The sequence below is a fragment of the Streptomyces thermoalcalitolerans genome (assembly GCF_039525155.1).
Classification (GTDB): domain Bacteria; phylum Actinomycetota; class Actinomycetes; order Streptomycetales; family Streptomycetaceae; genus Streptomyces; species Streptomyces thermovulgaris.
Genome location: NZ_BAAAHG010000016.1, coordinates 64,430 through 88,820, shown reverse-complemented (window position 1 = coordinate 88,820; position 24,391 = coordinate 64,430). Strand labels below are relative to the sequence as shown.

Below are 24,391 nucleotides of genomic sequence, written 5' to 3'. Positions count from 1 at the left end.
GGGACCTCAGGTTTTCTCAGGACGCGTGCTCTTCGGACCTCTCCCCGGACCTCTCCCCGGACCTCTCCTCGGGCCCCTCCCCGGACCTCTCCTCGGACCCGGCGGTGGGCAGTCCGCGGTCCAGGACGTCCAGGGCGCGGTCCACGAGGGCGCCCGGCTCGTCCCGGTGCCCGTGCTCGGCCCAGTACAGGGCGGCCTCCATCAGACCGCTCACGAGGGAGGCGGCGAAGACCCGCACCTCCAGGCCGTCCTGGTCCAGCCCGGTGCGGGCGGCGACCTCCCGGCGGACGAGCCGGGCGGTGTCCGACAGCTTCTCCGTCATCCGGGCGCGGACCGCGGGCACGTCGACGGCCAGCCGGGCGCGCAGCCGGGTCGCCCCGGGCTCCTCGTCCATGCTCAGCGCGAGCGCCCTGCGCATCGCGTGCCGCAGCGCGTCCGTCCACGGCTCGTCCGCGGGCCGGGCCCGCAGCTCCTCCAGCACGACCGTGTCGTACGCGTCCGTGAGGACGATGTCCTCCTTGGCCGGGAAGTACCGGGAGACGGTCGACGGCGACACCTCGGCACGGTCGGCGATCTGCTCGATCGTCGTGGCGTCGTACCCCTGCTCCTCGATCAGCGCGTACGCCGCCGAACGGATCGCCTGCCGGGTCCTGAGCTTCTTGCGCTCCCTGAGCCCCGTCGGGGGACGGTCGGCGGGGACGGGACGTGCGGCGGTCATGGCGTCATTGTCCTCGTCCGCCGCGGTGCGGGCCATGGGCGGGGCGCCTCGCGGGCTCCTTCGGTACGGCGGGCGGGGGAGAGGGGCGGCGGGAGTGCGGCGACGGCTATGCGTGCTGGTACGCCACCAGGAAGATCCCCACGTAGTGGACCACGAACGCGGCCAGCGTGAAGGAGTGGAAGACCTCGTGGAAGCCGAACCAGCGCGGGGAGGGGTTCGGCCGCTTGATGCCGTAGACGATGCCGCCCGCGCTGTAGAGAACGCCGCCGACGACCACCAGGACCAGGACCGCGATGCCGCCGGCGCGCAGGAAGTCGGGCAGGAAGAAGACGGCCGCCCAGCCCATCGCGAGGTAGCAGGGGGTGTAGAGCCAGCGGGGGGCGCCCACCCAGAAGACGCGGAAGACGATGCCGACGACGGCCGCGGCCCAGATGCCCCACAGCAGCCACTGGCCCTTGGCGCCGGGCAGGAGCAGCAGGGTCAGCGGGGTGTAGGTGCCCGCGATGATCAGGAAGATGTTCGCGTGGTCGAGCCGGCGCAGGATGCCGGTCATGCGCGGCCCCCAGGTGCCCCGGTGGTACAGCGCGCTGACGCCGAAGAGCAGGCAGGCGGTGAGGACGTAGATCCCGCAGGCGATCCGGCCGCGGGGGGAGACGGCCAGCGCGGTGAGGGCCAGCCCCGCGACGAGCACGGCCGGGAACATGCCCAGGTGCAGCCAGCCGCGCAGCTTCGGCTTGACCGGATGCGGGAGGGAGAGCTCGACCGGGCCGCGGTCGGCGGCCGGTGTGTTCAAGGGCGTGTCGGAGACGGACGCTGTCATGCGCGCATCGTATCTACGGCACCGTAAGTTGCTGGTCAGTACCGGACAGTTGCCGTGCTGACGCGGGGAGCGCAAAAAGTTTTTCACCGGAACCCCAAGCGGACGCAAAGAATCCGCAAAGGAGTACGGAAACCGTGGGGTTCGTCACCCTGCTCACTTGTGCGCCCCTCTGGACAGATGGGCGCTCTCGTCGGATGATCAAATGAGTGCGGTCGGCACCGGATGAGCGCTACGAGGCATCCGGGCCGTGGCCCCCACGGGGCGACAAGGTCAAAAAACCCTCACTTAGGAGCGATCGTGGCGCGCGACAACGCGGCTCCCCCCGTCATTCCCACCCAGCACAAGGAGCTGATCTCGTGGGTCAACGAGATCGCCGAACTGACGCAGCCGGACAGCGTGGTCTGGTGTGACGGGTCCGAGGCCGAGTACGAGCGGCTGTGCGAAGAGCTCGTTCAGAAGGGAACCTTCCGGAAACTCGACCCGATCAAGCGCCCCAACTCCTACTACGCGGCCTCGGACCCCTCGGACGTGGCCCGTGTCGAGGACCGGACGTTCATCTGCTCCGAGAAGGAGGAGGACGCGGGGCCGACCAACAACTGGATGGCGCCCGCCGAGATGCGGGAGATCTTCCAGGGCAAGGACGGCAAGGGCGGTATCTTCCGCGGGGCGATGAGAGGGCGGACGATGTACGTCGTCCCCTTCTGCATGGGGCCGCTGGGCTCGCCGCTCTCGGCGATCGGTGTCGAGATCACCGACTCCGCCTATGTCGCGGTGTCCATGCGCACCATGACCCGCATGGGACAGGCGGTGCTGGACGAGCTCGGCGACAGCGGCTTCTTCGTCAAGGCCGTGCACAGCGTCGGCGCCCCGCTCGAGCCGGGCCAGAAGGACGTCCCCTGGCCCTGCAACTCCACCAAGTACATCTCGCACTTCCCCGAGGACCGCGAGATCTGGTCGTACGGCTCCGGCTACGGCGGCAACGCCCTGCTCGGCAAGAAGTGCTACGCCCTGCGCATCGCCTCCGTCATGGCCCGCGACGAGGGCTGGCTGGCCGAGCACATGCTGATCCTCAAGCTCACGCCCCCGCAGGGCGAGCCCAGGTACGTCGCCGCCGCCTTCCCAAGCGCCTGCGGCAAGACCAACCTGGCCATGCTGGAGCCGACGATCCCCGGCTGGACGGTGGAGACCATCGGCGACGACATCGCGTGGATGCGGTTCGGCGAGGACGGCCGGCTGTACGCGATCAACCCCGAGGCCGGCTTCTTCGGTGTCGCCCCCGGCACCGGTGAGCACACCAACGCCAACGCGATGAAGACGCTGTGGGGCAACGCGATCTTCACCAATGTCGCCCTCACCGACGACGGCGACGTGTGGTGGGAGGGCATGACGCAGGAGACCCCGGCCCATCTGACCGACTGGAGGGGCAACTCCTGGACCCCGGAGTCCGAGACGCCCGCCGCCCACCCCAACGCCCGCTTCACGGTGCCCGCCTCGCAGTGCCCGATCATCGCGCCGGAGTGGGAGGACCCCAAGGGCGTGCCGATCTCGGCGATCCTGTTCGGCGGCCGCCGGGCGAGCGCGGTGCCGCTGGTGACGGAGTCCTTCGACTGGAACCACGGCGTGTTCCTCGGTGCGAACGTCGCCTCCGAGAAGACGGCCGCCGCCGAGGGCAAGGTCGGCGAGCTGCGCCGCGACCCGTTCGCCATGCTGCCGTTCTGCGGCTACAACATGGGCGACTACATGGCCCACTGGATCGACGTGGCCAAGGGCAGGGACCAGTCCAAGCTGCCGAGGATCTACTACGTCAACTGGTTCCGCAAGGACGACGAGGGCAGGTTCGTCTGGCCCGGCTTCGGCGAGAACAGCCGTGTGCTGAAGTGGATCGTGGAGCGGCTGGAGGGCAGGGCCGAGGGTGTGGAGACCCCCATCGGCATCCTGCCGACCAAGGAGGCCCTGGACACGGAGGGCCTGGAGCTGTCCGACGAGGACCTCGAGTTCCTGCTCACGGTCGACAGGGACGTCTGGCGCGAGGAGGCCGCCCTGATCCCCGCGCACCTGAACACCTTCGGCGACCACACGCCCAAGGAGCTGTGGGACCAGTACCGCGCGCTCGTCGAGCGCCTGGGCTGACGGGGCCGCTTCCACCCCCGCCCGATCTCCGCGGCCGGCTGACCGACGTGCCCTGACCGCTCTGTTGCCCGGTCGGCCGCGGCGTCTGCCGGGAGGCCGGGTGCGCACAACGGCGTGCGCACCCGGCCTCTCCGGCGTAGTGCGGTGATGTCCGCTGCTTCTTTCACGTTCTTCCGTCACCGGCGGCGCCGCGCCGCCGGTGCGCACGGCAGGGCACCCGGTCCGCGCGTCGCTGCGGATGCACGCGGACCGGGGCCGATCGGGGAGTCCGCGCCGGCTGGATGGGGTCAGCCGGCGTGGCTCAGTTTGCGCTGCTTCGCCCGGGCCGCCGCATGGGCGTCCATGCGCTCGGCCGCCAGGATCGCCACGGTCGTGTCGGCGCGGGAGGCGGCGACGACGAGGGCGCGGCCGGCGAGGGCGTGGGCCCGTTCGTGCAGGGCGGCGGGATCGGAGCCGGCGGCCACCGGTGCCGGGGTGCGGACCGGGGCATGGCCGGAGCGAAGCCGGGACACCTGCTCGGCGAGCCGCTCGGCCGCCTCGTCCAGGTCGGGGGAGGGTTCCAGGCCGCGCAGTTCGTCCGTGACGGCGAGCAGTGCGGAGAGATGACCGGCGAGCTGGATGTCCAGCTCCTCCTCGCGGGAGCGGTGCGGGATGCCGGAGGAGGCACCGGCCATCGGGTGCCCGGAACGGATCGGTTCGTACATGGGATGGCCTCCTGTGCTCTGACAGAAGCCACCCTAGCTTAGATCTTGTCTAAAGTTGAGCTCGTTCGCAGAAGTGGTCCGGGTGCGCACCGAAAGTGAGCGCCGGAAGCGTCAGAACTGACTGTAGCTCTCCAGGAAGTTCCCGATCCGCCGCACGGCGTCGCGCAGATCGTCGACCGTGGGCAGGGTGACGATCCGGAAGTGGTCCGGCTCGGGCCAGTTGAAGCCGGTGCCCTGGACGACCATGATCTTCTCACGGCGCAGCAGGTCCAGCACCATCTGCCGGTCGTCCCTGATCTTGAAGACCGCGGGGTCCAGGCGCGGGAAGAGGTACAGCGCCCCCTTCGGGCGTACGCAGGTCACGCCCGGGATCTGGGTGAGCAGCTCGTAGGCGGTGTCCATCTGCTCCTTCAGCCGCCCGCCCGGCAGTACCAGGTCGTTGATGGACTGCCGTCCGCTGAGCGCGGCGACCACACCGTGCTGCCCCGGCATGTTCGCGCACAGGCGCATGTTCGCCAGGACCGTCAGGCCCTCGATGTAGGAGTCGGCGTGCGCGCGCGGCCCGGAGATCGACATCCAGCCGACCCGGTAGCCGGCCACCCGGTACGCCTTGGACATGCCGTTGAAGGTGAGGGTCAGCAGGTCCGGGGCGACCTTCGCGGTCGGGGTGTGCGTGGCGCCGTCGTAGAGGATCTTGTCGTAGATCTCGTCGGAGCAGACCAGCAGGTTGTGCCGGCGGGCGATGTCGGTCAGCCCCTTGACCACGGCGCGGTCGTACACCGCGCCGGTGGGGTTGTTGGGGTTGATGATCACGATCGCCTTGGTGCGGTCGGTGACCTTGCGCTCCACGTCGGCGAGGTCCGGCATCCAGTCGGACTGCTCGTCGCAGCGGTAGTGGACGGCCGTGCCCCCGGCCAGGGAGACGGCGGCGGTCCACAGCGGGTAGTCCGGCGCCGGCACGAGGACCTCGTCGCCGTCGTCCAGCAGCGCCTGCATCGCCATCACGATCAGCTCGGAGACGCCGTTGCCGATGAAGACATGCTCGACGTCCGTCTCGATGCCGAGGGTCTGGTTGTGCATGACGACCGCGCGCCGTGCGGCCAGCAGCCCCTTGGCGTCGCCGTAGCCGTGGGCCGTGGCGACGTTGCGGAGGATGTCCTCCAGGATCTCGGGCGGGCACTCGAAGCCGAATGCGGCCGGGTTGCCCGTGTTCAGCTTGAGGATGCGGTGACCGGCAGCCTCCAGCCGCATCGCCTCCTCGAGCACCGGGCCCCGGATCTCGTAACAGACGTTGGCGAGCTTGGTCGACTGGATCAGCTGCATGTCAGGGAGCTTACGACTGGGTAACGCCCCATGGCGCGTGTTTTCCGCCACGTGAGACATCCGCGTGTCGATGTGCGCCGCCGTGGCGGCGGGCGGGAGGGCCCTGTGACCCGGTGACGCGCCCTTGTTCCCCCACCCCTCTGCACTGACAATGTTCATGACAAGAAAGTGGGCGGCCGGAAGTCTTCCGGCCGCTCCCGTCGTCAGAGGGGACCCCACATGAGAAAGCCTCTCGTCGCCGCGCTGCTCGCCCTGGTGACCGCCGGGGCCGGTGCGGCACCCGCGGTCGCCACACCCGCCGCGCCCGCGTCCGGCAGCACGGCCCTCGCGCAGAAAGACGCGCAGAAAGACGCACGCAAAGAAGCCGGCGCACTCCCCGCCCGGCAGGCCGCCGGTGCCGTCCCCGCGGCCGTCGACTTCGCCGGCACCGTGGCCCTGAGCAACTGCTCCGGTTCGGTCGTCCGTCTCCCCGGTTCCGCGGACGGCGACCCGGCGCTCGTGCTCACCAACGGACACTGCCTGGAGACCGGCTTCCCGGCACCCGGCCAGGTCCTCGTCGACCGGTCCTCCAGCCGCACCTTCGGCCTGCTCGACTCGGCCGGCACCCGTGTCGCGACGCTTCGGGCGGACCGGATCGTGTACGCCACCATGACCGACACGGACGCCGCGCTCTACCGGCTCACCAGCACCTACGCCCGGATCAAGAGCTCCTACGGCATCGACGCGCTGACCCTGGACGACACCCGCCCGGCCGCCGGCACCGCCATCAAGGTGGTCTCGGGGTACTGGAAGCGGATCTACAGCTGCGCCATCGACGGCTTCGCCCACCGCCTGAAGGAGGGCGGCTGGACCTGGAAGGACTCCGTCCGCTACACCCCCGCCTGTGACACGATCGGCGGTACGTCGGGCTCGCCCGTCGTCGACGCCGCCACCGGCAGGGTCGTCGCCGTCAACAACACCGGCAACGAGGACGGCGCCCGCTGCACCGTGAACAACCCCTGCGAGGTCGACGCGGACGGCACCGTCACCGTCCGCCGGGGCATCAACTACGCCCAGCAGACCCACCAGATCCCCGCCTGCTTCGCCGCCGGCAACAGGCTGGACCTGAACCGGAGCGGCTGCACCCTGCCCAAGCCGTAGTCCATTTACTACGGGTTACTACGGGTTACTACGGGTTACTACGGGGGACGGGTGGTCGCGTTCAGGCCCGGCGGACCGCCCGTCCCGCCAGGACGTCCGTGCGCCGCCCGTCCTCGATCACGAACCGGCCGTCGATCAGGACGTAGGGGATCCCCGTCGGCAGCGCGCGCGGCTGCTCGAAGGTCGCACCCGGCGCGACGGTGGCCGGGTCGAACAGGACCAGGTCGGCCCGGTACCCCTCGCGGACCACTCCCCGGTCCGGCAGCCGCAGCCGGGCCGCCGGCCGCCCGGTCAGATGCGCGACGCACTCCTCCAGCGACAGCACGCCCAGCTCCCGTACGTACCGGCCGAGATACCGCGGGAAGGTGCCGTAGGCCCGCGGATGCGGCCGGGCGCCCTGCAGGACGCCGTCGGAGCCCCCGGTGTGGACGCGGTGGCGCATGATCTCCCGCACGTTCTCCTCGTGGCCGACGTGCTGGAGGACCGTCGTGCCGAGCCGGTCCTCGACCAGCAGCCGGCGGGCCGTGGTCCACGGGGCCTCGCCGCGCCGGTCCGCGCACTCGCGTACCGTGCGGCCGACGTACTCGGCCAGTGCGGGGTCGGTGACACCGGAGATCTCGACCGTGTCCCACTCCACCGGCACACCGTGGCAGCCGTCGGAGCCGGTCACCTCCAGGTCGTGGCGGATCCGCTCGGCGACGGTCTCGTCGGCGAGCCGGGCGAGGAGGGCGTCCGGGCCGCCCTCGCCCGCCCAGCTCGGCAGCAGCGCGGCCAGGGTGGTGCAGCCGGGGGTGTAGGGATAGGTGTCGAGGGTGATGTCGGCGCCGGCGGCGAGCGCGTCGTCCAGCAGCGCCAGCAGCTCGGGCGCGCGGCCCTTGTTGGGGGCGAAGTTCAAGGTGGCGTGCGCCAGGTGCAGCGGGCAGCCCGCCGTGCGTGCGAGGGTCACCACCTCCTCGTACGCCTGAAGCGCCCCGGCCCCGTAACTGCGGTGGTGCGGGCACCAGTAGCCGCCGTGGGCGGCCACCACCCGGCACAGCTCGGTCAGTTCGGCGTCACTGGCGTACATCCCGGGCGTGTAGGTGAGCCCCGACGACATGCCGACGGCGCCCTGCTCCATGCCCTCGGCGACCACCTGCCGCATCCGGTCCAGCTCCTCGGGCGTGGCCTCGCGGTCCTCCCAGCCCACCACGAGCGCGCGGACCGTGCCCTGCGGGATCAGATACGCGGCGTTCACCGCGATGCCCCGGCCGTCGAAGCCGTGGTCCAGCCGGTCCAGGTACTCGCCCACCGAGCGCCAGTCGACGTCGATGTCGTCGCCGGGCCCGTTCCAGCCGGTGATCGCCCGGCGGACCTCCTCCAGGGTGCGGTCGTCGACCGGCGCGTACGACAGCCCGTCCTGCCCGATGACCTCGAGTGTGACGCCCTGGGCGACCTTCGCGCTGTGGTCGGGGTCGCGCAGCAGGGCCAGGTCGCTGTGGGCGTGCATGTCGATGAAACCCGGGGCCAGGACCAGGCCCTCCACATCCATCTCCCGCCTGGCCCGCGGGCGTTGGCAGCCCGCCGCCGCGGCCTCCTTGACGATCGAGACGATCCGGCCGTCCTTGACCGCCACATCGGCGCGGTAGGAGGGAGCACCGGTGCCGTCGACGACCTCCGCGTCCCGGAGGACGAGATCGGCGAAGTCGGCGAAGTCGACGGGATCCATGGGGCACCTCCTGTCCCGAGAGCCTTCCGAGGCGGGCTCTCGGAAACTCTCAGAAAAACGTACGGATGCAGTCGACCACCGTGCCGTCCGCCTCCGCCACCACGATCAGCGGCCACTTGTCGAAGACTGTGCACGGATGGGACAGCCCCAGCCCGATCCAGTCGCCGACCTCCACATCCGCCGCGGGCCCGGTGCTCAGCCAGGTGTGCTGGTCGGACAGGCCGGTGACCCGGACGTCCGTCGCCGGGCGCTCGACACCGTCCCGGCGCACCACCTGGGCGAAGGGCAGATGCAGGTCGTACGCCGCGTCCCGCTTGCCCGCGTTGGCGAAGGCCTGCTCGGGGGAGGGCCGGGAGACGATCTGCGCCCACAGCCGGAAGGCGGCCTCCAGGGCGCCTTCCGCCGGGACGCGCCGGAACGGCGTGAGCTCGCGGTAGTGGCCGTCGTCGTGCGAGACATACGCCCCCGAGCGCAGCAACTTCAGGACCGGGAGGGAGAGTTCGGGGATCTCCGCGAACACCTCGGCCACCACGTCGAACCAGGCGCTGCCGCCCGCGCTCACCACGATCTCCCCGGCCCGTGCGAACCGCCCGGCCGCATCGAGGTCCACGGCGAGCGCGACGAGCCGGCGCAGCCACGCGCGCACCCGTTCCGGGTTTGCCTGCGGGACCTCGCCCTCGTACCCGGCGACCCCGACGAGCCGCAGGGTCTTGGTGGCCGCCACCGCGTCGGCCACCGCCGCGCACTCGGCCTCCGTGCGCGCCCCGGTCCGCGCGCCCTGCCCGGCACCCAGCTCGACGACCACGTCCACCGGGCACGCGGTTCCCCTCAGGGCCGCGTCCATCAGCTCCACTCCGCGCACGGAGTCGACACAGCAGACGAAGCGGAAAGCCGGGTCGGCGGCCAGCTCGGCGGCGAGCCGGCGCAGGGCGGCCGGGTCCACCAGCTCATTGGCCAGGAAGATCCGCTCGATGCCGAACGCCCGCGCCACCCACACCTGGTGGGGCACGGCGAGGGTGATTCCCCAGGCGCCGTGCTCGATCTGCCGGTGGAAGAGCTGCGGGGCCATGGAGGTCTTGCCGTGCGGGGCGAAGGCGAGACCGTGGCGGGCCGTGTACGCCTCCATCAGCCTCAGGTTGTGCTCCAGGCGCTCGGCGGACAGGGCGAGCACGGGGGTGGTGAAGCCGTCGGTGAAGAGGTTGCGGCGCTGGGCGGCCAGCTCGCCCAGGGTCAGGCCGTGGGCGTCCGGCGGGAGGCCCTTGAAGCGGTGGTCGACGCGTTCCTCGGCCAGACGGGCGAGTGCCTCGGTGCCCACGGAACCTCCCGATCGCCTGTGTTGCGTCATCTGCAACGCTCATTGCGCATGTCGCTCACCGCTGTCTAACATCCCGGCCGGACAGGGTCAATGAAGAGCCCGCGACCCGAACGACCCAGGAGCCACGAGCATCGTGACCACCGGCGGACCCCGCAAGGGCGGCGACGGGGCGGACGACGCGACGGACGACGTGGTGGACGAGGGGGCGGACGACGTGGCGGACGACGGAGCGGGCATCGACCCGGTGGACGTCGTGACGCTCGGCGAGTCCATGGTCGCGTTCCTGCCCTCCCGCCCGGGCCGCCTCGCCGACGCGCCGTCCTTCGAGCGGAGCATCGGCGGCGCCGAGTCCAACGTGGCCTGCACGCTCGCCGCCGCCGGGCACACGGCGCGCTGGGTGAGCCGGGTCGGCACGGACGGCTTCGGCGATCACCTGGTGGAGGCGATCGGGGCGTACGGCGTCGACGTGACGGCCGTACGACGCGACCCCGACCGCCCGACCGGCCTCTACTTCCGCACGGCCGGCGACCGGGCCACCGACGCCCACGAGGTGGTGTACCACCGCGCCGGTTCGGCGGCCTCCGCGATGAGCGTCGGCACCGTCGGCGAGGCCGTGCCGTACTCCGGGCGCGTTCTGCACCTGACCGGCATCACGGCCGCCCTCTCCCCGACGTGCCGGGACCTCGTGCGCCACCTCCTCGCGCCCCGCCCCGGCCGCCCGCTCGTCTCCTTCGACGTCAACCACCGGCCCCCGCTGTGGCGCGGCGGGGGCGACGCGCGGGTGCTGCTGGAGCTGGCGCGCGGAGCGGACATCGTGTTCGTCGGGGCCGACGAGGCGCGCGCGGCCTGGGGCCTGCACGGCGCCCACGCCATCCGGGACGCGCTGCCCGAGCCGCGGACCGTGGTCGTCAAACAGGGCGCGGACGGAGCGACCGCGTACGACAGGAGCACCGGCGGCGCCGGCACGGTGACGTTCGTCCCGGCGCCCCGGGTGGACGTCGTCGCCCACGTCGGCGCCGGTGACGCCTTCGCCGCCGGGTTCCTCTCCGCCACCCTGCGCGGACTGCCCCTGCGCGACCGGCTCCGCCACGGCCATCTGATGGCCGCCGCCGCGCTCACCGTCCCCGGCGATCTCGCCGTACCTCCCGCCCGCGACCACGCCGACCGCCTTGCCGCCCTGGACGAGGCGGCATGGGGAAGACTGCGCCTCGGCCCCGGCTGGACGACACGAGCCGCGGCCGGGGACGACGAGGAGGTCCGTACGCCATGAGCCAGACCGTCGACCGCGCGCTGAGCATCCTGCCGCTGCTCGCCGAGGGCCCCGCCGACCTCGGACGGGTCGCCGGCCGCCTCGGGGTGCACAAGTCCACCGCCCTGCGGCTGCTGCGCACCCTGCACGAGCACGGCCTGGTCTACCGTCAGTCCGACCAGCGCTACCGCCTCGGCGCCCGGCTCTTCGCCCTCGCCCAGGAGGCGATGGAGAACCTCGACGTCCGGGAGATCGCCCACCCCCACCTCGTACGCCTCAACGAACAGTGCGGGCACACGGTCCACCTCGCGGTGCGCGAGGACAGCGAGGTGCTCTACATCGACAAGGTGGAGAGCCGCTACCCGGTGCGCATGTACTCCCGCATAGGAAAGCCGGTCGCCGTCACCGTCGCCGCCGTGGCCAAACTGCTGCTCGCCGATCTGCCCGAGGCCGAGCGGCGCGCGGTCGCGGAGAAGCTCGACTACCCGATGTACACGGCCCGTTCGACACCGAACGCCGCCGCCTACCTCAAGGAGCTGGCGACGGTGCGCGAACAGGGCTGGGCCACCGACTTCGGCGGCCACGAGGAGTCCATCAACTGCGTGGCCGCGCCCGTCCGGGGCGCCGACGGCCGGGTGGTCGCCGCGATGTCGGTCTCCGCGCCGAACGTCGTGGTCACCGCCGACGAACTCCTCGCCCTGCTCCCGATGGTGCGCCGTACCGCGGACGCCATCAGCGACGAATTCTCCGGCAGAACACCAGCGAAGGACCCGGCATGACGGACAAGGCCTCCACGACGCCCAAGATCGCGCTCACTCCGAAGACCCACACCACCCCGCCCGCGAAGTTCTCCCACGGGGTGCGGAAGGGCAACATCCTCCAGGTCGCCGGCCAGGTCGGCTTCCTGCCCGCCGAGGAGGGCAAGCCGCCCGTGCTCGCCGGTCCCACCCTGCGCGAGCAGACCCTCCAGACCCTCGCCAATGTCCGGGCGGTCCTGGAGGAGGGAGGCGCGACCTGGGACGACGTGATGATGCTCCGCGTCTACCTCACGGACGTGGACCACTTCGCCGAGATGAACGAGATCTACGACGCCTACTTCGCGGAGCAGGGCCTCACCCAGCCCCCCGCCGCCCGCACCACGGTCTACGTCGGTCTGCCCCCGGGCCTGCTCATCGAGATCGACGCGCTGGCGGTGCTCGGCTGAGCCGACCGGGCCCTGTCACGGCGAAGCCGGGGGCTGGCTGTGTCCGACGCGGGATTGTCGACCATACTGCCCGCTGTGGAGCAGCGCATAGGTTCGAGCAGCCGGCCCCTGAAGGCCGAGCCCGTGACGGGCGCCGGGTTCGACCCGGCCTACATCCCCGGCCTCACCGCGCCCGGGTCGGCGCAACCGGAGAACGACCGGCAGCAGAAGGCCGAGAAGCCGTCCGGGACGGAGGACACGCCCTCGCAGGACGCGGCGCCCGCCGAGGAGTCCGCCGAGGAGCCCGGGGCGGAGGAGCAGTCCGAGGAGCAGCCCGTCGACGGCCCCGTCTTCGAGGCCGCCGACCGCCGGGCCCGTATCGTCGCCGACCACAGGGGCGTACGCCTGTCCCTCGACGACCAGCAGTGCGAGTTCCGCTGGGACGAGATCGCCGCCGTCGAGACGGCGACCTCCCGCTTCGGCAAACGGTTCACCGTCACCGTCCACACCCCCGAGCAGCGTTGGTACCCGATCGAGATCGACGCTCCGGCCAGGTCGCGTTTCGCCGAGTGGGAGAAACAGCTGGACGCGGTCCTGGACGCGTACTTCGAGGACGGCGAGGGGAACAAGGGCGAGGAAGACAAGGAAGACAAGGAAGACAAGGGCGATAAGGACGGCAGGGCGGACGAGGCGGACAAGGACGCCGCGAGCGAGTCGCCCACCGACAACTCCTGACCTCGGCGGTGCCGGACCCCGAGAGGCCGGGGTCCGGCCCACGCCTCCAACACGCCGCTGTGCAGGCCCGTCGGTGTCACAGGACCGGCGGGCCCGCACTTTCCTTGCCGCCGCAGATGGGCGGCAGGGCTCTGATGGAACCGAGGCGGTGTCCGCGACCGTGACGGGCACGGGTGTGCTCACGCGGCGTGCCCGCCTCGCAAGTAGTCGTGGACACGGCTGGCCAGGTCCGGGGGCCCGTCGAAGAGTCCCCAGTCGTCGATGGCATCTCCCACGGCGGTGTCCGGAATGACGAGCTTTCCTGTGGCCCATTCAACGGCCAGTGCTTCGGGGTTTCGGCCCTCGACGGCGGCGAGGTCGCGCAGAACGCCTGCTGTGGCGCCTGAGACGGTGATGCGGGCCTGGAGCGGTTGGGGGAGCTCCGGCGGTGCTGTCCCGGTGTCTGCGGTGGTCACGGTGGCTCCCTAAGGTGATGGCGTTCTGATGGCGACAACCCTCTTTGGAGCCTGGAAGTGACGGGTGCCGCGCGCGGGGCGCGGCACCCGTTCTTCGTGGGGGGGGAGCCGTCCTACGGCAGGGCGTGCACGTGGGGGCCCACCGTGTTCGACCAGGCGTTGCCGGCCGCGGCGTCCCAGTTGGTGGACCAGGTCATGGCACCGCGCAGGTCCGGGTAGGCCCGGGGCGGCTTGAAGGAGCCGCAGTTGGTGAGCTTCGTCAGGCAGTCCAGGGCGTTGTTCACGACCGTGGGCGAGACGTAGCCGCTGCCCGCTCCCCTCGTGGAGGCGGGGACGCCCAGGCCGACCTGGGAGGGGGCGAGGCCGTTCTCCAGCTGGATGCAGGCCAGGGCGGTGAGGAAGTCGACCGAGCCCTGGCTGTAGACCTTGCCGTCACAGCCCAGCATCGAACCGCTGTTGTAGTACTGGGTGTTGACGACCGTGAGGATGTCCTTGACGTTCAGCGCGGTCCGGAAGTAGGCGGCCGACGTGGACTGCATGTCGATCGTCTGCGGGGCCATCGTGATGATCAGCGACGGACCCGCCTTGGCCGACAGGGCGCGCAGGGCCTGGGTCATGTAGGTGGCGTTCAGGCCGTTCTCCAGGTCGATGTCGACGCCGTCGAAGCCGTACGTCTGCATCAGGGAGTACACGGAGTCGGCGAAGCGTGTCGCGGAGGCGGAGTCGTCGACCCTGACGGTGCCCCTCTCGCCGCCCACCGAGATGATGACCTTCTTGCCGGCGGCCTGCTTGGCCCGGATGTCCGCCTTGAACTGGTCGACGGTGTAGCCCCGCAGACCGGCGGTGTCGAGGTTGAAGGTGACCGCGCCCGGGGTGCTCGTGGCGTCGGCGAAGGCGACCGCGATGATGTCGTAGTGGGACGGGACGTCCGAGATCCTCTGGACGGTCGCGCCGTTGTCGAAGTTCTGCCAGTACCCGGTCACCACGTGCTTCGGCAGGCCCGTACCGCCGCTTCCGCCGCTCGTGGTGGTGCCGGTCACGGTCGCCGACCGTGCCGACTCGCCCGCCGCGTTGGTCGCGGTGACCTGGAAGGAGTACGAGGTGGAGGGCGCGAGCCCGGTCACGGTCGCCGTCGTGCCGGTCACCGCCGTGACCTTGGTGCCGTTGCGGTAGACGCTGTAGCCCGTCGCGCCCGAGACCGCGTTCCAGGCCAGGGAGACGGACGACGAGGTCGCGCCGGTCACCCTGAGGCCGCTCGGTGCCGCCGGGACGGTCGGGGACGGGTCACCGCCGCCGCCCCCGTCGGGGCCGTACACCGAGACGTCGTCGGCGTAGTACGCCGCCTGCCCGTACCAGCCGTGCAGATACACCGTCACCGAGGTCGTCGAGGGGCCGGTGGTGAAGGTGGTCGACAGCTGCTTCCAGTCCGCCGAGTCCGGTGTCCACGTCGACACGTCCGTGGTGCCCGTGCCGGTCGCGCCCAGGTAGGTGTAGCCGCCTCGCACCCAGGCGCTCAGGGTGTACGTCGAGTTGGGCCGGACCGCCACCGTCTGGGTGCACTTGGCGTTGTCCAGTCCGGCCGGCGTGGCCTTCAGCGCGGCGGAGCCGCTGTGCACGGGGGAGGAGACGGTCGTACCGCTGTCGGCCGAGCACGTCCAGTTGCTCAGGCCCGACTCGAAGCCGGCGTTCTTGGCGTTGTTGACGTCTGCCGCCGAGGCCTGGCCGGTGACGGCGAGGGAGAGGGCGAGGGCGGCGGTGACGGCTCCCGACCACAGACGCAGCCGCTGCCTGTGAGGTCTGGGCATGCCTGGTGTGCGGTCCACTGAGGCCTCCTGTGGGGAAGAAGGGGGAGAGATGGGGGGAGAGGAGAAAAGAGAGAAAGCGAAGAAAAGGGAAGCTGAAGAGGAGTCAAAAGGACATGGGGGTAAGGAGGGAGAGGAGGGAAGTAGAGGAGTAGTGGGGGGCAGTGGGGAGTAGTGGGGGGTGGAGAAACGGTGGCCGCCGCTTGGTTGTACAAGTTGGTCCAGACCACTTTCCTTGTCAATAGGTCCAGACCAAATCTCCTCCGGGTCCCTCCGAGTCGTCCTCGAGCAGGGGGCGCGGGCCGGCCGCCAGTGCGCTCCCCTTTGCTTCGCGAGCACGGCGGGACGCTCGACCTGCCCCGTTTTCAGGCGACTTGTGCTGCGAGAGTTGGCGTTCGGCTACGAAATCGTTGTTCTCCCTCGGTAGTGGCGTGGATACAGTGCTGGAAGAGTCACGCAGTGAGGTCACTTCGGTGCGCCGGGGGAACGACGGCGGACCGACAGGCGTCAAACGGGGAGCAGCGCGTGTCAACTGCCATTGCCGTGACCAGTGCCGACATGGCGCTGCCCGCGCAGGACGAACGGACCGTGCCCGCCGTCGTCCTGCCGGACCTGGACCGCCGGCCGCTCGAGGAGACGCTGGACGGGATGCAGGCGCTGGTCGACCATCACGGGTACGTCGTCGTCGTGTACTCGCGTGCCGTCCCCCAGGCGGTCACACGCCGTCTGCACACGATCCGCTCCCTGCTGGAGAGCGACCGCATCGCCCTGTTCCAGCCCGACCTGCCCCCGCTCGGACTCGCCGTCCTGGCCCGCCAGTTACGCCAGCTCGCCTCCTGCGACCTCGGCCCCGGCGTGCTCGCCTCGGCCGCCCGGCTGCTCACCCACTACATCCACTCCGGCGCGGTCCTGGGCTCCGTCGCCCGCCTCGACCACGTCCCCGTCGGTCTCAAGGCGCACGCCAGGTCCTGGGTTCCGGGCAGCCAGTTCGCCGTCATCGCCCATCCCGAGCCGCAGCTCGTACGGCTCGACCCCGGAGCCACCCTGACCGGACCGGACTTCGGCACCTGGATGCTGGTGGCCAGAGGCCGGCTCCAGTCCGACTGGATCAACACCGCTCTCGCCCCCGCCTGGCGCGTGCAGGGACTGCACGAGGCCCTGCTCCCGGCCGAGTCCGCCACCTGGTGGGGGACCGGGAAGCTGATCGAGTTCTGCACCTATCTGCCCGACCTGTCGGTGCTCTACCAGCTCGTCACCTCGGTGCGCCGCGGCGTGTGCCACTGGTGCGGCATCGACGTCATCGGAGACCGCTGCGTCTTCTGCTCCGCCACCCCGCCCGTCCACGGGAGCCCGGTGCCCACCGGGTTCGGGTGAGTCCTGAACCACCGCTCTTCGACCCCGCCCGACTCCGCCGACCGATATCCCCCATGAGGTTGCACGGTTCATGAACTCCCGTCAGCGCCGCGGCGTCATACTCCTGCTGCTGTCCGTCCTCTGCGCCCTCGGCGCGTTCGCGGGCGTGCTCTCCGTCATCAATGACGTGAAGTCCAAGGTCGGCCCCGAGGTCACCGCCTACCGGCTCAAGAGAGACATACCGCCGTACACCGAGCTGAAGGCCGATCAGTTCGAGAAGATCATGATGCCCAAGCGGTGGCTGTCACCCACCGCCGTGACCGATCTGTCCCGGATCCGGGGCAAGATCGCGGTGACCACCCTGCGCGAAGGCTCCCTGCTGCAGAGCGACATGATCGTGGATCAGCCCGCTCTGCAGCCGGGGCAGCAAGAGGTCGCCATCATGATCGATGCGGCGACCGGCGTAGCCGGCAAGATCACGCCGGGCTCCACGGTCAACGTGTACGCCACCTTCGCTGGACGGCGGGAGGGTGATCCCGATCAGTCCAAGATCATTGTAACCAACGCCAAGGTGCTGGACGTCGGCCGGATCACCGCCCTCGAACCCGACGCCGGCAACAGGACCCAGCAGCCCACCCAGGCCGTCCCCATCACCTTCGCGCTGTCCACCATCGACGCCCAGCGCATCACCTACGCCGAGTCGTTCGCCCAGCGGGTCCGGCTCGCACTGGTCGCACCCGGCACCACCACCGGCGTCCCGGACAAGGACCGGACCTACGAACTCGCGAACGACAAGTGAGAGGCCCGTACGCATGCCCACCAGGATTCTCCCGGCAGTCGGCGACGCGGACGCGGTCCGGTCCCTCATCACCCTGCTCAGCCAGCTCCCCGACACCGAGCCGCTTCCCCCGGTCGCCGACTCCACCCAGCTCGTCGACACCCTGACGCACCTGGCCGCCGAATCCGTCGACGAACTGCCCGAGATCGTGGTGGTGCACGAGCGGATCGGCCCCGTCCCGGCCCTGGAGCTGATCCGTGAGGTGGCCCTGCGCTTCCCGGCGGTCGGCGTCATCCTCGTCACCTCCGACGCGAGCCCCGGTCTGTTCTCCGCCGCGATGGACTCCGGCGCGCGCGGCCTGGTGTCGCTCCCGCTGAACTACGAGGAACTGGCCGGCCGGGTGCAGACGGTGGCCCAGTGGGCGGCGGGCGTACGGCGCCATCTCGGCCACGGCGGCGACCTGTTCACCGGGGGCGGCGGGCGCGTGGTGACGGTGAGCGGGGCCAAGGGCGGGGTGGGGGCCACCCTCACCGCGATCCACCTCGCGCTCGCCGCCCAGTCCTCCGGCCACAGCACGGCCCTGGTCGACATGGACCTCCAGACCGGTGACATCGCCTCCTACCTGGACGTCCAGTTCCGCCGCTCGGTCGCCGACCTCGCCGCCGTCACCGGCATCTCCCCGCGCGTCCTGGCCGACGCCGTCTTCCGCCACGACACCGGACTCGCGCTGCTGCTCGCCCCCGGCGAGGGCGAACGCGGCGAGGAGGTCACCGACCGGGCGGCCCGCCAGATCGTCAGCGCCCTGCGCTCCCGCTACGAGATCGTCGTCCTGGACTGCGGCGCCCAGATGAACGGGGCGAGCGCGGCGGCCGTGGAGACGGCCGACCTCGCCCTGCTGGTGACGACCCCGGACGTGATCGCGGTGCGGGGCGCCAAGAGGGCCGTACGGATGTGGGACCGGCTGCAGATCCGCAAGGCGGAGGAGACCACGGTGGTGGTCAACCGCCACACCCGGGGCACCGAGATCCAGCCGCCGCTCATCCGGAAGATCACCAAAACCATGGTGGCGGGAACGGTGATCCCCGCGGCCTTCAAGGAACTCCAGAGCGCGGTGGACGCCGGCCGTGTCCACGAACTGGACAACAGGAGCACGGTCAAACAGGCCCTGTGGGGCCTCGCGGGCGAACTCGGCCTCGTCAAGGCGCCCGTGGGCGCACAGAGGGGCGGCGGCCGGCTGCGGGGCGGCGACCGCGGGTCGGTGAGTTTCCGGCGGCGCAGGGAGGCGAGGCGATGAGGACACGGGCAGCAGAGGCGGGGGGAGCGCGGTTACGGCCGTTGCGGCGGCGGCTGCGCTCCGACAGCGGGCAGGTCGCCGTCGAGTTCCTCGGCATGACACCGACGATCGTCATCACCCTGGTGCTGCTGTGGCAGTGCGTGCTGCTGGGCTACACGTACACGCTCGCGGGGAACGCCGCCGACGAGGCGGTGCGGGCGGCAACGGCGGCGTCCCCCGGCAGCCGGGCCGGCGCCTGCCGGCAGGCCGGGCTCGACAAGCTGTCGGAGGCGTGGCGCAGCGGGGCGGAGGTGAGCTGCGGGACGGGCGGCGGCTTTGTGAAGGCCCGGGTCGCCCTCCGTGTGCCCGTGCTCCTCCCGGGCGTGATCGACTTCCCCGTCACGGTCACGGGCCGCGCCGGAGCCGTGGAGGAGGCGACGCACTGACATGCCGCGACGCACTGACATGCCGTACGACCGCCGCGCACGACACCACGACCACCGGCCCGGTGCCGGCCACGACCTCGGCCACGATCCCGGTCACGGGCTCGACCGTGACCGTCGCCCTGGGTTCGGCCGCAGGTCCGGCCGCGGAGTCGACCGCGGTCAGGTCGCCATCGAGTACCTGGGGTTCATCCCGATCCTGATGCTGGTCGCCCTGGCCGTCATCCAGACCGGGCTCGTCGCCCACGCCGCCCAGCAGGCCGGTACGGCGGCCCGCGCGGGGGCACGCGCCGCCTCGCTCGGCATGAGCGCCCAGCAGGGCTGCCGGGAAGCGGTGTCCGCCTCGCTGAGCGGCCGTACGAGCTGCGCCGAGGCCCGCGGCGGCGACACGGTCACCGTGACCGCCACCGTCCGCATCCCGTCGGTCATCCCCTTCTGGAACCCGATCGGCGACACCCGCAAGACCGCCACCATGCCGCTCGACCACTGACCGAGGACCACCGACCCGCAGAGGACCGCCGACGTGCCGAGGACCCCCTGACCGATCGACCGACCGAGGACCACCACCGAGGACCGAGGAGCACCGCACCATGAGCCTCCGTGCACGCATCACCTCCTCCGAGGAGCACGGAAACCGGGGCGAGGACGGCCACCTGGTCGCCTCCTACCGGGCCAAGCTGCTGGAGGAGATCGACCTCGCGGAGATGAGCTCGCTGGCTCCCGCCGAGCGCCGGGCGCGCCTGGAGCGGGTGCTCGGACACATCATCAGCCGGGAGGGCCCGGTGCTGTCGACCGCGGAGCGCGCGCAGCTGATCCGCCGCGTGGTCGACGAGGCGCTGGGCCTGGGCATCCTCGAACCGCTCCTCGAGGACGTCTCCATCACGGAGATCATGGTGAACGGTCCGGACGCGATCTTCGTCGAGCGCGGCGGCCGGGTCGAACAGCTCCCCCTCCGCTTCGCCTCCACCGATCAGCTGATGCAGACCATCGAGCGGATCGTCTCCACGGTCAACCGCCGTGTGGACGAGTCGAATCCGATGGTCGACGCCCGCCTGCCGTCCGGTGAGCGCGTCAACGTGATCATCCCGCCGCTCTCCCTCAGCGGCCCCGTCCTCACCATCCGCCGCTTCCCGCGCTCCTTCACCCTCCAGGAGCTGATCGACTTCGGCTCGCTGGACGAGCACATGCTGTTCCTGCTGGCCGGTCTGGTGCAGGCGAAGTTCAACATCATCGTCTCCGGCGCCACCGGCACCGGCAAGACGACCCTGCTCAACGCCCTCTCCGGCCTGATCCCCGAGGGCGAGCGCATCATCACCATCGAGGACTCCGCCGAACTCCAGCTCCAGCAGAGCCATGTGATCCGGCTGGAGGCCCGCCCGCCCAATGTGGAGGGCCGCGGCCGCGTCACCATCCGCGACCTGGTGCGCAACTCGCTGCGGATGCGCCCCGACCGCATCGTCGTCGGCGAGGTCCGCGGCGGCGAGTCCCTGGACATGCTCCAGGCGATGTCCACCGGCCACGACGGCTCCCTCGCCACCGTGCACGCCAACAGCGCCGAGGACGCGCTGATGCGCCTGCAGACCCTGGCCTCCATGTCCGACGTGGAGGTCCCCTTCGTCGCCCTGCACGACCAGATCAACAGCGCCGTCGACGTGATCATCCAGCTCACCCGCTTCGCCGACGGCGCCCGCCGCGTCACCGAGATCGCCCTGCTCGAGAGCCACGGCAGCGAGCCGTACCGGCTGACCACCGTGGCCCGCTTCGCCGCACAGCCCATGACGCCCGACGGCCGGGTCCACGGCGTCTTCGAGCACTATCCGCTGCCGCGCCGTGCCGCCGACCGCCTCTACATGGCGAACCAGCCGATCCCCCAGGCCTTCGGCGTCGCCCGGTCCGCAGACCAGCTGGCCACCCGAGAAGCCGGGGGACAGGCCGGGAGACAGGGAGGAACCGCCCCATGGAGCTGAGCACCCTCGTCACCTTCACCACCGGTGCCACGCTGCTGACCTGCGTCCTGGCCGTCGTGGGCCTGCACACCTACGCCCTGGGCAGGGCCCAGCGGGCGGCCCTCGTCGACCGTCTCTCGCAGACCGGCCACGTCCCGGCCGGCCGCGGACGCCGCTTCCCCACGCTCGACCGCCGTCTGCGCCGTACACGACTGGGCCGCAGGCTGGAACGGAAACTGGCCGCGACCGGCCTGGACGTCACCCCGGGCGAGTTCTTCGTCGGCATGCTCACCGTGGTGGCCGCCCTGTGGCTGCTCGCCCACGCCGCCCTGGCCCCCTTCTTCGGCCCGCTCGCCGGACTGCTCGGGATCGGGGCGGCGGTGCAGTTCCTCAACTGGCAGCGGCAGAAGCGCATCGAGAAGTTCATCAACCAGCTCCCCGAACTGGCCCGCATCCTGGCCAACGCCACCCAGGCGGGCCTCGCCCTGCGCACCGCGATCAGCATGGCGGCGGAGGAGCTGGAGGCCCCGGCCGGCGAGGAACTGAACAAGGTGGCCGACCAGCTGGCGCTGGGCGCGTCGATGGACGACGCGCTGGGCGAGCTGGCGGAGCGCCTGCCGTCCCGTGAACTGGTGGTCCTGGTCACCACCCTGGTCCTGTCCAACCGGGCGGGCGGTCAGCTGGTCGGTGCCCTGCGCAACCTCACCGAGACCCTGGAGGAACGCAAGGAGACCCGACGCGAGATCCGCACCCAGCTGTCCCAGGTCACCATGACCTCGTACGCCGTACCCGTGCTGGGCGTCGGCGCGTTGTTCCTGATGAACGGTGTCAAGGCGGGCGCCCTGGAGCGTATGACGGGCTCCCCCCTCGGCCAGGCCGCGGTGATCGTCGCCTTCGCGCTGTACGCGGTCGGCTTCGTCCTCATCCGTCGCCTGTCCCGCATCGATGTCTAGGCCCGGATCCACGGAAGGAACGGAAAGGAGGCAGGAGCGGGAATGGCACTGCTGCTCGCACTGGTGATGGGCCTGAGCGTCGGGGGCATCTTCGCCGGCATCCGCATGTACCGGGCGGACGCCCGGCTGCCCAGCGACCTCCAGCTGGCCCTGGAGGTGGGCTCGACGCGCACCGGCGCCGTGGACTCGCTGGTCGACCGCCTCGGTATGCGCTACGCCCCCGCCGTGCTGCGCCTGATGGGCCCCAAGCTGGTGGCCAAGTACCGCCGCAAGATCGACCTGGCGGGCAACCCCGGCGGCCTGACCATCGACCGCTACGCGGCCCGGCGCGCGGTCTACGGCTTCCTGGGCGGCGTGGGCGGTCTGGTGTTCCTGCTGCGCGGCCAGTACCTCATGACCCTGCTGCTGCTCGCCTTCGGCGCGTTCTGGACCGAGGTCGGCATCTGGTCGGCGATCCGCATCCGCAGGGACGAGATCGAGCGGACGCTGCCGGACTTCCTCGACGTGCTCGCGGTCGTGGTGAGCGCGGGCCTGGGCTTCCGTCAGGCACTGGACCGGGTGGCCTCGAGGTACGAGGGGCCATGGGCGGACGAGCTGCGCATCACACTCCGTCAGATGGACCTCGGCATGAGCCGCCGCCAGGCCTTCGCGGAGCTGCGGCGGCGCAACGACTCCGAGCAGGTGGCGATGTTCGTGACCGCACTGCAGCAGGGCGAGGAACTGGGCGCGCCGATCGTCGACACCCTGATCGCCCTGGCCAAGGACATGCGCCGCACCGACGCGCAGAACGCCCGCCGCAAGGCCGCGCGCGCGGTGCCCAAGGCCACCATGATGATCACCACGTTCATGGTCCCGGCCACGATGATCCTCCTCACGGCGGGCCTGCTCCTCGGCTCGGGTGTGGACTTCGGCTCGATCACGGGCGAGTAGGGGGGCGACGCGGACATGACGGACATGATCCTTCCGGTCCATGCCCTGCCCGCCGTACGGCAGCCGCACGCGGGGACGACGGCCGGGAAGACCGCGGATACGACCGACGGGACGACGGTCGGGACGACGGCTGGGGGAGCAGAGGGAGAAAAAGCCCCCCAGGGGCCGCCGCCGCCCGAGAAATTACAGATCAGCGCCTTGCAGGCGATGTGCCGGCACGTCTTCGCCTTCCGACTGGCGATGATCGCCCTCGCCGCCCCCGCCGCCCTCCTCAACGCCGCCCCCGGCCTGGCCACCCGTCTGGTCGGCGCGGCGGTCGTCGTCACCTTCATGGGGTCCTACGTCCTTTTCAGGGACTGGGAACGCTTCGGCCCCCTCCTCCTGCGCCACCCCACCCTCCTGGCCCTGGACACCCTCTTCGGAGCCCTGCTCCTGATCGCGGCGGGCCCGAACAGCACCCTGGCCTACGTCAGCGTCTGCACCCCCCTCCTCGCCGGCCTCGTCTACGGCTGGAGAGGCGCGGGTGTCTTCGCCTCGCTCCAGGTGCTGATCCTGCTCCTCGTCCATGCCGCCTCGGGGGCGCTCTCCACCGATCTGGCCCAGTCGGCCCTGTTCCCCGGCCTGTGCGTCATCGCGGGCGCGGCCGGTGTCACCCTGCGCAATCTGCTCCTCCGCTTCAGCGAGGCCACCCAGGCCCTGACCGCGGTCCAGGCCCGTCTGGCCGTCACGGAGGCGGTCGCCGCCGAACGCGCCCGCCTGGCCCGGGAGATGCACGACTCGGTGGCCAAGACCCTGCACGGCGTGGCCCTGGTCGCCGACGGCCTGGCGGACGCGGCGAGCGCCGACCGCATGGACCCGGCCCGGGTGAAACAGCAGGCGGAACTGGTCGCCCGCTCGGCCCGCCAGGCCGCCGCCGAGGCCCGCGAACTGCTGAGGGAGCTGCGCCACGAGCACGCCCCGGACCACGACGCGCAGCACGGTGCGCAGCGCACCGCGGAGCACGGCACCGACGTCCTCGCGGAACTGACGGCCCGCACCCGTGACTTCACCGCCCGCACGGGCCTGCCCGCCACCTGCCACCCGACGGGCGGAAGAGGCATCCCGCCGATTCCGCCCTCCGTGGCCCGCCAGCTCCTCACCATCGTCGCGGAGGCGATGGAGAACGCCCACCGCCACGCGGCGCCCACCCGCGTCGACGTCCACGCGGGCGTCCATGACGGTCTGCTGCGCATCAGCGTCCACGACGACGGCCGCGGCCTGCCGCCCGGCACGAGCCTGGAGGACCTCCGCCGGGCGGGCCACTTCGGCCTGGTCGGGATGGCGGAGCGGGCGGCCGCGGTGGGCGCCCGCATCCACATAGGCAGCGGCACGGGGGCTAGGGGCACGGAGGTCCGGGTGGAACTGCCCTTGAAAGCCGTGCCGACCTCATGAACGCC

Annotated in this window: 23 protein-coding genes; 15 read left to right on the top strand and 8 right to left on the bottom strand. The window is 71.3% G+C overall.

Annotated features, from left to right (window positions below; all coding sequences use genetic code 11):
- Nucleotides 1–16 precede the first annotated feature (16 nt).
- A complete protein-coding gene (locus ABD224_RS12570) occupies nt 17–718 on the bottom strand; it encodes a TetR/AcrR family transcriptional regulator (RefSeq protein WP_344049588.1) in 702 nt (233 codons plus the stop codon).
- A 106-nt stretch (nt 719–824) separates the two neighbouring features.
- A complete protein-coding gene (gene trhA, locus ABD224_RS12565) occupies nt 825–1,538 on the bottom strand; it encodes a PAQR family membrane homeostasis protein TrhA (RefSeq protein ID WP_344049557.1) in 714 nt (237 codons plus the stop codon).
- Between the two features lie 297 nt (nt 1,539–1,835).
- Between trhA and ABD224_RS12560 the strand changes: the two genes are divergently transcribed.
- Nucleotides 1,836–3,668 (top strand): phosphoenolpyruvate carboxykinase (GTP), encoded by a 1,833-nt coding sequence (locus tag ABD224_RS12560; RefSeq protein WP_344049556.1) that lies wholly within the window; start codon nt 1,836–1,838, stop codon nt 3,666–3,668.
- 287 nt (nt 3,669–3,955) lie between these two features.
- Here the strand turns inward: ABD224_RS12560 and ABD224_RS12555 are convergent, their stop codons facing one another.
- Together ABD224_RS12555 and ABD224_RS12550 are read right to left on the bottom strand one after the other, a co-directional pair.
- Nucleotides 3,956–4,372 (bottom strand): SCO4983 family protein, encoded by a 417-nt coding sequence (locus tag ABD224_RS12555; protein WP_344049555.1) that lies wholly within the window; start codon nt 4,370–4,372, stop codon nt 3,956–3,958.
- Nucleotides 4,373–4,483: 111 nt separating this feature from the next.
- Nucleotides 4,484–5,695, bottom strand: coding sequence for a pyridoxal phosphate-dependent aminotransferase (locus ABD224_RS12550; RefSeq protein WP_344049554.1), 1,212 nt, complete (start codon nt 5,693–5,695; stop codon nt 4,484–4,486).
- A gap of 219 nt (nt 5,696–5,914) precedes the next feature.
- Here ABD224_RS12550 and ABD224_RS12545 point away from each other — a divergent pair, with 219 nt between their 5' ends.
- Nucleotides 5,915–6,835: a S1 family peptidase gene (locus tag ABD224_RS12545; protein WP_344049552.1), complete on the top strand. Its 921-nt coding sequence runs from the start codon at nt 5,915–5,917 to the stop codon at nt 6,833–6,835.
- A gap of 61 nt (nt 6,836–6,896) precedes the next feature.
- Here ABD224_RS12545 and ABD224_RS12540 read toward each other — a convergent pair whose 3' ends face one another.
- Nucleotides 6,897–8,540 carry an N-acyl-D-amino-acid deacylase family protein gene (locus ABD224_RS12540; RefSeq protein WP_344049551.1) on the bottom strand — a complete coding sequence of 548 codons (1,644 nt, stop codon included), beginning with the start codon at nt 8,538–8,540 and terminating at the stop codon, nt 6,897–6,899.
- Nucleotides 8,541–8,589: 49 nt separating this feature from the next.
- A complete protein-coding gene (locus tag ABD224_RS12535; protein WP_425580966.1) occupies nt 8,590–9,885 on the bottom strand; it encodes an amino acid deaminase in 1,296 nt (431 codons plus the stop codon).
- A 163-nt stretch (nt 9,886–10,048) separates the two neighbouring features.
- Between ABD224_RS12535 and ABD224_RS12530 the strand changes: the two genes are divergently transcribed.
- From ABD224_RS12530 to ABD224_RS12515, 4 genes are all read left to right on the top strand, one after another.
- On the top strand, nt 10,049–11,125 hold the full coding sequence (locus tag ABD224_RS12530; RefSeq protein ID WP_344049587.1) for a sugar kinase: 1,077 nt from the start codon (nt 10,049–10,051) through the stop codon (nt 11,123–11,125).
- Nucleotides 11,122–11,883, top strand: a complete 762-nt coding sequence (locus tag ABD224_RS12525; RefSeq protein ID WP_344049549.1) for an IclR family transcriptional regulator — start codon at nt 11,122–11,124, stop codon at nt 11,881–11,883. Before ABD224_RS12530 ends, ABD224_RS12525 begins: the two co-directional genes overlap by 4 nt.
- Entirely contained in the window at nt 11,880–12,308 is a 429-nt protein-coding gene (locus ABD224_RS12520) for a RidA family protein (RefSeq protein ID WP_344049548.1), read from the top strand. The genes ABD224_RS12525 and ABD224_RS12520 overlap by 4 nt, the downstream gene beginning before the upstream one ends.
- 75 nt (nt 12,309–12,383) lie before the next feature.
- On the top strand, nt 12,384–13,022 hold the full coding sequence (locus ABD224_RS12515) for a hypothetical protein (protein WP_344049547.1): 639 nt from the start codon (nt 12,384–12,386) through the stop codon (nt 13,020–13,022).
- Between the two features lie 179 nt (nt 13,023–13,201).
- Here the strand turns inward: ABD224_RS12515 and ABD224_RS12510 are convergent, their stop codons facing one another.
- Entirely contained in the window at nt 13,202–13,477 is a 276-nt protein-coding gene (locus ABD224_RS12510) for a hypothetical protein (protein WP_344049546.1), read from the bottom strand.
- A gap of 113 nt (nt 13,478–13,590) precedes the next feature.
- Nucleotides 13,591–15,282, bottom strand: a complete 1,692-nt coding sequence (locus tag ABD224_RS12505; protein WP_344049545.1) for a chitinase — start codon at nt 15,280–15,282, stop codon at nt 13,591–13,593.
- A 555-nt stretch (nt 15,283–15,837) separates the two neighbouring features.
- On the opposite strand from ABD224_RS12505, the gene ABD224_RS12500 reads away from it, so the two are divergent.
- The 9 genes from ABD224_RS12500 (at nt 15,838) to ABD224_RS12460 (ending at nt 24,386) form a co-directional block, all read left to right on the top strand.
- Nucleotides 15,838–16,653 (top strand): hypothetical protein, encoded by an 816-nt coding sequence (locus tag ABD224_RS12500; protein ID WP_344049586.1) that lies wholly within the window; start codon nt 15,838–15,840, stop codon nt 16,651–16,653.
- 70 nt (nt 16,654–16,723) lie between these two features.
- Nucleotides 16,724–17,431, top strand: coding sequence for a Flp pilus assembly protein CpaB (cpaB, locus tag ABD224_RS12495; RefSeq protein ID WP_344049544.1), 708 nt, complete (start codon nt 16,724–16,726; stop codon nt 17,429–17,431).
- 13 nt (nt 17,432–17,444) lie between these two features.
- Nucleotides 17,445–18,704 (top strand): CpaE/TadZ family protein, encoded by a 1,260-nt coding sequence (locus ABD224_RS12490; RefSeq protein ID WP_344049543.1) that lies wholly within the window; start codon nt 17,445–17,447, stop codon nt 18,702–18,704.
- Nucleotides 18,701–19,129: a TadE/TadG family type IV pilus assembly protein gene (locus ABD224_RS12485; protein ID WP_425580965.1), complete on the top strand. Its 429-nt coding sequence runs from the start codon at nt 18,701–18,703 to the stop codon at nt 19,127–19,129. The genes ABD224_RS12490 and ABD224_RS12485 overlap by 4 nt, the downstream gene beginning before the upstream one ends.
- Before the next feature lies 1 nt (nt 19,130).
- Entirely contained in the window at nt 19,131–19,616 is a 486-nt protein-coding gene (locus ABD224_RS12480; RefSeq protein ID WP_344049542.1) for a TadE family protein, read from the top strand.
- 100 nt (nt 19,617–19,716) lie between these two features.
- Nucleotides 19,717–21,093 carry a TadA family conjugal transfer-associated ATPase gene (locus ABD224_RS12475; RefSeq protein ID WP_344049541.1) on the top strand — a complete coding sequence of 459 codons (1,377 nt, stop codon included), beginning with the start codon at nt 19,717–19,719 and terminating at the stop codon, nt 21,091–21,093.
- Complete coding sequence (locus ABD224_RS12470; RefSeq protein WP_344049540.1) at nt 21,084–22,025, top strand: type II secretion system F family protein; 942 nt, start codon at nt 21,084–21,086, stop codon at nt 22,023–22,025. The genes ABD224_RS12475 and ABD224_RS12470 overlap by 10 nt, the downstream gene beginning before the upstream one ends.
- A gap of 42 nt (nt 22,026–22,067) precedes the next feature.
- Nucleotides 22,068–22,955, top strand: coding sequence for a DUF5936 domain-containing protein (locus ABD224_RS12465; RefSeq protein WP_344049539.1), 888 nt, complete (start codon nt 22,068–22,070; stop codon nt 22,953–22,955).
- A 15-nt stretch (nt 22,956–22,970) separates the two neighbouring features.
- Nucleotides 22,971–24,386: a sensor histidine kinase gene (locus ABD224_RS12460; protein ID WP_425580964.1), complete on the top strand. Its 1,416-nt coding sequence runs from the start codon at nt 22,971–22,973 to the stop codon at nt 24,384–24,386.
- The last annotated feature ends 5 nt before the right edge of the window (nt 24,387–24,391 follow it).

What these genes read in the sequence shown, in the direction of transcription:
- ABD224_RS12500 (WP_344049586.1), top strand. Translation starts at nt 15,838, where the DNA reads ATGGCGCTGCCCGCGCAGGACGAACGGACCGTGCCCGCCGTCGTCCTG.
- ABD224_RS12475 (WP_344049541.1), top strand. Translation starts at nt 19,717, where the DNA reads ATGAGCCTCCGTGCACGCATCACCTCCTCCGAGGAGCACGGAAACCGG.
- ABD224_RS12470 (WP_344049540.1), top strand. Translation starts at nt 21,084, where the DNA reads ATGGAGCTGAGCACCCTCGTCACCTTCACCACCGGTGCCACGCTGCTG.
- ABD224_RS12465 (WP_344049539.1), top strand. Translation starts at nt 22,068, where the DNA reads ATGGCACTGCTGCTCGCACTGGTGATGGGCCTGAGCGTCGGGGGCATC.
- ABD224_RS12460 (WP_425580964.1), top strand. Translation starts at nt 22,971, where the DNA reads ATGACGGACATGATCCTTCCGGTCCATGCCCTGCCCGCCGTACGGCAG.
- ABD224_RS12555 (WP_344049555.1), bottom strand. Translation starts at nt 4,372, where the DNA reads ATGTACGAACCGATCCGTTCCGGGCACCCGATGGCCGGTGCCTCCTCC.
- trhA (WP_344049557.1), bottom strand. Translation starts at nt 1,538, where the DNA reads ATGACAGCGTCCGTCTCCGACACGCCCTTGAACACACCGGCCGCCGAC.
- ABD224_RS12540 (WP_344049551.1), bottom strand. Translation starts at nt 8,540, where the DNA reads ATGGATCCCGTCGACTTCGCCGACTTCGCCGATCTCGTCCTCCGGGAC.
- ABD224_RS12535 (WP_425580966.1), bottom strand. Translation starts at nt 9,885, where the DNA reads ATGACGCAACACAGGCGATCGGGAGGTTCCGTGGGCACCGAGGCACTC.
- ABD224_RS12480 (WP_344049542.1), top strand. Translation starts at nt 19,131, where the DNA reads ATGCCGCGACGCACTGACATGCCGTACGACCGCCGCGCACGACACCAC.
- ABD224_RS12505 (WP_344049545.1), bottom strand. Translation starts at nt 15,282, where the DNA reads ATGCCCAGACCTCACAGGCAGCGGCTGCGTCTGTGGTCGGGAGCCGTC.
- ABD224_RS12520 (WP_344049548.1), top strand. Translation starts at nt 11,880, where the DNA reads ATGACGGACAAGGCCTCCACGACGCCCAAGATCGCGCTCACTCCGAAG.
- ABD224_RS12490 (WP_344049543.1), top strand. Translation starts at nt 17,445, where the DNA reads ATGCCCACCAGGATTCTCCCGGCAGTCGGCGACGCGGACGCGGTCCGG.
- ABD224_RS12570 (WP_344049588.1), bottom strand. Translation starts at nt 718, where the DNA reads ATGACCGCCGCACGTCCCGTCCCCGCCGACCGTCCCCCGACGGGGCTC.
- ABD224_RS12485 (WP_425580965.1), top strand. Translation starts at nt 18,701, where the DNA reads ATGAGGACACGGGCAGCAGAGGCGGGGGGAGCGCGGTTACGGCCGTTG.
- ABD224_RS12525 (WP_344049549.1), top strand. Translation starts at nt 11,122, where the DNA reads ATGAGCCAGACCGTCGACCGCGCGCTGAGCATCCTGCCGCTGCTCGCC.
- ABD224_RS12545 (WP_344049552.1), top strand. Translation starts at nt 5,915, where the DNA reads ATGAGAAAGCCTCTCGTCGCCGCGCTGCTCGCCCTGGTGACCGCCGGG.
- ABD224_RS12550 (WP_344049554.1), bottom strand. Translation starts at nt 5,695, where the DNA reads ATGCAGCTGATCCAGTCGACCAAGCTCGCCAACGTCTGTTACGAGATC.
- cpaB (WP_344049544.1), top strand. Translation starts at nt 16,724, where the DNA reads ATGAACTCCCGTCAGCGCCGCGGCGTCATACTCCTGCTGCTGTCCGTC.